This is a genomic window from Streptomyces sp. NPDC046261 (genome assembly GCF_040646235.1).
Taxonomy (GTDB): domain Bacteria; phylum Actinomycetota; class Actinomycetes; order Streptomycetales; family Streptomycetaceae; genus Streptomyces.
In genome coordinates this window covers 1-7,885 of record NZ_JBEYZU010000018.1, presented here as the reverse complement: position 1 = coordinate 7,885, position 7,885 = coordinate 1, and the positions used below count along the sequence as shown (strand labels likewise).

The following is a 7,885-nucleotide window of genomic DNA, read 5'->3' as shown; positions in this document are numbered from 1 at the left end:
GGAATGGCGCACAGATGTCGAACGACGAGAAGGTTCTCGCGTATCTCAAGAAGCTCACCGCCGATCTGCGACAGACTCGGCAACGCCTCAGCGACGTCGAGGCGAAGAGCCGGGAACCGATCGCGATCATCGGGATGAGCTGCCGCTTTCCGGGCGGTGTGGCCTCTCCCGAAGACCTGTGGCGACTGACCGACTCGGCGGTGGACGCGGTGGGCGGGTTCCCGGCCGACCGCGGCTGGGACCTGGACGGCGTGTACGACCCGGACCCCGACCGCGCCGGCCGCTCGTACGCCCGCGAGGGCGCGTTCGTCCATGACGTCGCCGACTTCGACCCCGGCCTGTTCGGCATCTCGCCGCGTGAGGCACTGGCGATGGATCCGCAGCAGCGACTGCTGCTGGAGGCGTCGTGGGAGGTCTTCGAACGGGCGGGCATCCCCGTCACCTCGGTGCGGGGCAGCCGGACCGGCGTGTTCGCCGGACTCATGTACTCCGACTACGTCTCGCGCTTGCCCGCCGTGCCGGACGAGCTGGAGGGATACGTCGGGATCGGCAGCGCGGCGAGCGTCGCCTCGGGCCGGGTGTCCTACACCTACGGTCTCGAGGGGCCGGCGGTGACGGTGGACACGGCGTGTTCGTCGTCGCTGGTCGCCCTGCATCTGGCGGTGCAGGCGCTGCGGAACGGCGAGTGCTCGCTCGCCCTCGCCGGCGGCGTCACGGTCATGGCGACGCCGGGCACGTTCGTCCAGTTCTCGCGTCAGCGCGGTCTCGCGGCCGACGGCCGCTGCAAGTCCTTCGCCGCCGGCGCGGACGGTACGGGCTGGGGCGAGGGCGTCGGCATGCTCCTCGTGGAGCGGCTGTCCGACGCCCAGCGCAACGGCCACCCGATCCTGGCCGTGGTACGGGGCTCCGCCGTCAACCAGGACGGCGCGTCCAATGGCCTGACCGCGCCCAACGGACCTTCGCAGCAGCGGGTGATCCGTGCCGCGTTGGCGAACGCCGGGTTGGCGACGGCTGACGTCGACGCGGTCGAAGCGCACGGTACGGGCACGACGCTGGGCGACCCGATCGAGGCGCAGGCACTGCTGGCCACGTACGGCCAGGACCGCGACGCGGACCGTCCACTGCTGCTGGGGTCGGTCAAGTCGAACATCGGGCACACGCAGGCCGCTGCGGGTGTGGCCGGTGTCATCAAGATGGTCATGGCCATGCGGCACGGCGTGCTGCCCCGGACCCTCCACGTCGACGAGCCGACTCCGCACGTCGACTGGTCGGCAGGCTCGGTGGAGCTGCTGACCGAGCGGACGGAGTGGCCCGCGGCCGAGAAGCCGCGGCGGGCCGGCGTATCCGCGTTCGGCGTGAGCGGCACCAACGCGCACGTCGTACTGGAACAGGCGTCGGCTGAGACGGATCCGGGTACGGAGCGGGCCGACCTGCCTGCGATTCCCTGGGTGGTGTCGGGTGAGGGCGAGACCGCGCTTCAGGCGCAGGCCGAGCGCCTGAAGTCCTTCGTGAACGACAACCCGGAGCTGGATCCGGCAGACGTGGGCTGGTCGCTGGCCTCGACTCGTGCGGCACTGTCGCACCGCGCGGTGGTCGTCGGCACCAGCCGGGATGAACTGCTCGCCGGTCTCGAGTCGCTGACCGCCGGTGTCCCGGTGGCCGGTGGGCTGGGCGTGCTGTTCACGGGCCAGGGCTCGCAGCGACTCGGCATGGGCCGTGAACTGCACAGTGCCTACCCTGTCTTCGCCCAGGCGTGGGACGAGGTGTGCGCCGAGCTCGACCGCCACCTCGACCGACCGCTGACCGATGTGGTGTGGGGCGACGACGCCGAACTGCTCGCCGAGACCCTCTACACCCAGGCCGGCCTCTTCGCCCTTGAGGTCTCGCTCTACCGCCTCGTGTCCTCCTGGGGTGTCACACCGGACTATCTCCTCGGGCACTCCATCGGCGAACTGGCCGCCGCCCACATCGCAGGCGTGTGGTCACTCGAAGACGCGGCACGCGTGGTCACTGCTCGCGGCCGCCTCATGCAGGCCCTGCCCACCGGCGGCGCCATGGTCTCCATCGCCGCACCCGAAAGCGACGTACTCCCCCTCCTGACCGACGACGTCGCCATCGCCGCCGTCAACGGACCCGAGTCGCTGGTGCTGTCCGGTGACGAGGACGCCGTGCAGGGCATCGCCGATGTACTCGCTGCTCGTGGGGTCAAGACCCGGCGTCTACGGGTGAGCCATGCCTTCCACTCGCCCCGCATGGACGCCATGCTGGACGACTTCGCCGCCGTACTCGACACCGTCACCTTCCACTCCCCCACCCTGCCCGTCATCTCCAACATCACAGGCACCCTCGCAGGCGACGAACTGCTCACCGCCGACTACTGGGTCCGCCACGTCCGCGCCACCGTCCGCTTCGCCGACGGCCTCACCACCCTCCGCGACCTCAACACCACCACCTTCCTCGAACTCGGCCCCGACGGCACCCTCACCTCACTCACCGACGGCGACGGCACACCCACCCTCCGCCCCAACCGCCCCGAACCCACCACCCTCCTCACCGCACTCGGCACCCTCCACACCCGCGGCACCACCATCGACTGGTCCGCGATCCTCCCCGGAGCACGCCGCGTCGAACTCCCCACCTACGCCTTCCAGCGGGAACGTTTCTGGCTGGAGTCCGCTGCCTCCGCCGAGTCCGCCACGAGCGCGGTCGACGCCGCGTTCTGGGACGCGGTCGAGCGCGGCGACGTGGAGGCGCTGGGCATCGACGCCGACCGGCCTTTGAGCGAGGTGCTGCCGGCGCTGTCGTCATGGCGGCGGGCCTGGCAGGACCAGTCGGTCGTCGACTCCTGGCGGTACCGGTTCGCCTGGACCCCTGTCACCGGGGTGTCTTCCGCGTCGAAGCCGGCCGGTTCCTGGCTGGTCGTGGTGGAACCGGACGGCGGACCGGGCGACGCGGACATGGTCGTCGCCGCGCTGCGGACCGCCGGCGCTGACGTGCGCGTAGCGACGGTCACGGAGCTGGACGGCGACGACGACGCCCCGTCGGCGGGTGTGGTCTCCCTTCTGCCCGTCATCGAAACCGTCTCTCTCGTCCAGGCCCTCGCCGCGGCCGGCATCGACGCTCCCCTGTGGTGCGTGACCCGTGGCGCCGTGTCCGTGGCCGACGGCGATGTGGTGGATCCGCATCAGTCCGCGCTCTGGGGCCTGGGCCGGGTCATCGGCCTGGAGCAGCCGGACCGCTGGGGCGGTCTGATCGACCTGCCCGGCGAGCCGGACGAGCGCGCCGGAGAGCTGCTGGGCCGGATCCTGGGCGGCGTCACCGGTGAGGACCAGGTCGCCATCCGTGGCGCCCAGGTATGGGCGGGCCGCCTGCGGCGTGCGGCTTCGGCCGGCAGCGCGCCCGTGGCCTGGCGTACTGCCGGAACCGCGCTCGTCACAGGCGGGACGGGCGCGCTGGGCGGTCATGTCGCCCGCTGGCTGGCGGGCACCGGCGTGGAGCAGATCGTGCTCGCCGGCCGCCGGGGCACCGATGCCCCGGGCGCGGCCGAACTGGTCGCGGAACTCGAGGCGCTCGGCGCCCGGGCGCGGGTGGTCGCGTGTGACGTGGCGGACCGGGACGCGCTGGCCGAGCTGCTCGGCACGATCCCGGATCTGCGCGTGGTCGTACATGCCGCCGGGGTGCCCAGCTGGGGCGCGGTGGACGGCGTGACCGCCGGCGAGTTCGAGGCCGGCATACGGGCCAAGGTCGCGGGTGCGATCCATCTCGACGAGCTGACGCGAGAGGTGGATCTGGACGCGTTCGTCCTGTTCTCGTCGATCGCGGGTGTGTGGGGCAGCGGCAATCAGTCCGCCTACGCCGCGGCCAATGCGTTCCTGGACGGACTGGCGCATCGTCGGCGGGCCGACGGCCGCGTGGCGACGTCGGTGGCGTGGGGCATGTGGGCCGGCGACGGAATGGCCGCCGAGGGCGCGGACCTCCTCGCCGGGCACGGGCTCCTGGGCATGGCGCCCGAACTGGCGATCAGCGCGCTGCGGCAGGCGCTGCACGGCGACGAGACGGCCGTCGTGGTCGCGGACGTGGACTGGGCACGCTTCGGACCGCGGTTCACGGCCCTGCGTCCGAGCCCCCTGCTGAGCGAACTCCTGACGGACACCGCCGAGCCGGCCGCACCGGCCGGAGCATTCGCGCTCCGCCTCCGTGGCCTGTCCGAGGCCGAGCGCGGCCGCGCGGCCGTGGAGCTGGTGCGTACCGCCGCGGCGGCGGTGCTGGGGCACCCGGGCCCGGAAGCGGTCGATGCCGCGCGCACCTTCCAGGAGATCGGCTTCGACTCCTTGACCGCGGTCGAGCTCCGCGACCGGCTGACCACCGCCACCGGCATCCGCCCGCCGGCCACGGTGATCTTCGACTACCCGACGCCTTCGGCGCTGGCCGCGTACCTGGTCAGCGAGGTGCTGGGCGCCTCGCAGGAGATCGTGCCGGAGACGTCGGCGGCGGCTCCGGCGGACGACGACCCGATCGTGATCGTCGGCATGAGCTGCCGCTACCCGGGCGGCGTCGCGTCACCCGAGGACCTGTGGCGGCTGGTCGACTCCGACGGTGACGCCATATCGCCCTTCCCGACGAACCGCGGCTGGGACCTGAACGGCCTCCACGCCCCGTCCCCCGGCGGGCCGGGGGCCTCGTACACCCGCGTGGGTGGCTTCGTGTACGGCGCGGGCGACTTCGACCCCGGCTTCTTCGGGATCTCCCCGCGCGAGGCGACGGCGATGGACCCGCAGCAGCGACTGCTGCTGCACACCACGTGGGAGGCGTTCGAACGGGCGGGCATCCCGGCCTCCTCGGTCCGGGGCAGCCGTACCGGCGTGTTCGTGGGCGCGTCCTCGCAGGGCTACGGCGCCGCGGCGGCGTCCGAGGGCTACTTCCTCACCGGCAGTTCGAGCAGTGTCATCTCCGGGCGGGTGTCCTACACCTTCGGCCTCGAGGGGCCGGCGGTGACGGTGGACACGGCGTGTTCGTCGTCGCTCGTCGCCCTGCACCTGGCGGTGCAGTCGCTGCGGTCCGGCGAGTGCACGCTGGCACTGGCCGGCGGCGTCACGATCATGGCCACTCCGACCGCGTTCGAGGAGTTCTCGCGCCAGGGCGGTCTCGCCGCCGACGGCCGCTGCAAGTCCTTCGCCGCCGGCGCGGACGGTACGGGCTGGGCCGAGGGTGTCGGCATGCTCCTCGTCGAGCGGCTGTCCGACGCCGAGCGCAACGGTCACCCGATCCTTGCTGTGGTGCGGGGCTCCGCCGTCAACCAGGACGGCGCGTCCAACGGTTTGACGGCTCCGAACGGGCCCTCGCAGCAGCGGGTGATCCGTGCCGCGTTGGCGAACGCCGGGTTGTCGGCAGCTGACGTCGATGTGGTGGAGGCGCACGGTACGGGTACGACGCTGGGCGACCCCATCGAGGCCCAAGCGCTCCTCGCCACGTACGGGCAGGACCGGGAACAGCCCCTGCTGCTCGGCTCGATCAAGTCGAACATCGGGCACACACAGGCCGCTGCGGGTGTGGCCGGTGTCATCAAGATGGTCATGGCCATGCGGCAGGGCGTGCTGCCCCGGACCCTCCACGTCGACGAGCCGTCGCCGCACATCGACTGGACCACGGGGTCCGTGGAACTGCTCACCGAGCGCACGGACTGGCCCGAGACGGGTGCTCTGCGACGCGCGGGCGTGTCCTCCTTCGGCGTGAGCGGCACCAACGCCCACGTGATCCTGGAGCAGCAGCCGTCAGCATCGGCTGAACCCGGGACGGAGCGGGCCGACCTGCCGGCGATTCCCTGGGTGGTGTCGGGTGAGGGCGAGACCGCGCTTCAGGCGCAGGCCGAGCGCCTGAAGTCCTTCGTGAACGACAACCCGGAGCTGGATCCGGCAGACGTAGGCTGGTCGCTGGCATCGACTCGGGCCGCATTGTCGCACCGCGCGGTGGTCGTCGGCACGAATCGGGACGAACTGCTCGCCGGGCTCGAGTCGCTGACCGCCGGTGTACCGGTGGCCGGTGGGCTGGGCGTGCTGTTCACGGGCCAGGGCTCGCAGCGACTCGGCATGGGCCGCGAACTCCACAGCGCCTACCCGGCCTTCGCCCAGGCCTGGGACGAGGCGTGCGCCGAGCTCGACCGCCACCTCGACCGACCGCTCACCGATGTGGTGTGGGGCGACGACGCCGAACTGCTCGGCGAAACCGTGCACACCCAGGCCGGCCTCTTCGCCCTTGAGGTCTCGCTCTACCGCCTCGTGTCCTCCTGGGGTGTCACGCCGGACTATCTCCTCGGGCACTCCATCGGCGAACTGGCCGCCGCCCACATCGCAGGCGTGTGGTCACTCGAAGACGCGGCACGGGTCGTCGCCGCGCGGGGCCGCCTCATGCAGGCGCTGCCCAGCGGCGGAGCCATGGTCTCCATCGCCGCCTCCGAGGGTGACATCCTGCCCCTCCTGACCGACGGCGTCGCCATCGCCGCCGTCAACGGACCCGAGTCGACGGTCGTTTCGGGGGACACCGACGCCGTCGAGAGCGTCGCCGACATCATGTCCGCCCGTGGCGTCAAGACCCGGCGCCTGCGGGTGAGCCATGCCTTCCACTCGCCCCGCATGGACGCCATGCTGGACGACTTCGCCGCCGTACTCGACACCGTCACCTTCCACACCCCGACCCTGCCCGTCATCTCCAACATCACCGGTGCCCTCGCAGGCGACGAACTGCTCACCGCCGACTACTGGGTACGCCACGTCCGCGCCACCGTCCGCTTCGCCGACGGCCTCACCACCCTCCGCAACCTCAACACCACCACCTTCCTCGAACTCGGCCCCGACGGCACTTTGACGTCCCTGGCCGACGGCGACGGCACACCCACCCTCCGCCCCAACCGCCCCGAACCCACCACCCTCCTCACCGCGCTCGGCACCCTCCACACCCGCGGCATCACCATCGACTGGTCCGCGATCCTCCCCGGAGCACGCCACGTCGAACTCCCCACCTACGCCTTCCAGGAGGAGCACTTCTGGCTGGAGCCGGCCGCCGGCGCCGAGTCCGCCACAAGCGCTGTGGATGCCGCGTTCTGGGACGCCGTCGAACGCGGCGACCTGGCGTCCCTCGGTATCGACGCCGACCAGCCGTTCGGCGACGTACTCCCCGCACTGTCGTCCTGGCGACGTCGCCGGCAGGAACAGTCGCTGGTGGATTCCTGGCGGTACCGGACGGACTGGACCCCTGTCACAGGCGTTCCCGCACAGTCGTCGCTGCCCGGCACCTGGTGGGTGGTCGGTGAGGCGGGAGACGACGTGGCTGCCGCGTTGTCGGCCGTCGGAGCCGACGTCCGGATCGTCGCGACCCCCGAAGACCTGGGCGGCGAGGCCCCGGTGGCGGGTGTGGTCTCGCTTCTGCCGGTCGCCGAGACGGTCGTTCTCGTCCAGGCCCTCGGCGCGGCCGGCGTCGACGCTCCCCTGTGGTGCGTCACCCGGGGTGCGGTGTCCGTAGCCGACGACGACATCGTGCACCCGGACCAGTCCGGGGTCTGGGGTCTCGGCCGGGTGATCGCGCTGGAGCACCCCGACCGCTGGGGTGGCTTGATCGACCTCCCCGCGCAGGTGGACGAACGCGTCGCCGCGTCGTTGTGCGCGGTGCTCAGCGGCGTGACCGGTGAGGACCAGGTCGCGATCCGCCCTGCGGGCGTGTGGGGTTGCCGCTTGAGCCGTGTGGCTCCGGCAGCGCACGAGCCCGCTGCGTGGCGTGGCCGGGGTGCCGCGCTGGTGACCGGTGGTACGGGCGCCCTGGGCGGCCATGTCGCCCGCTGGCTGGCGGGCACCGGCGTGGAGCACATCGTGCTCACCGGCCGCCGGGGCACCGA

At 72.1% G+C, this 7,885-nt stretch carries 1 protein-coding gene; it reads left to right on the top strand.

Features of this window, described 5'->3' with window-relative positions:
- Positions 1 to 14 precede the first annotated feature (14 nt).
- Positions 15 to 7,885: type I polyketide synthase (locus ABZ956_RS24965; RefSeq protein ID WP_361897919.1), on the top strand; the 7,871-nt coding region annotated here is incomplete at its 3' end.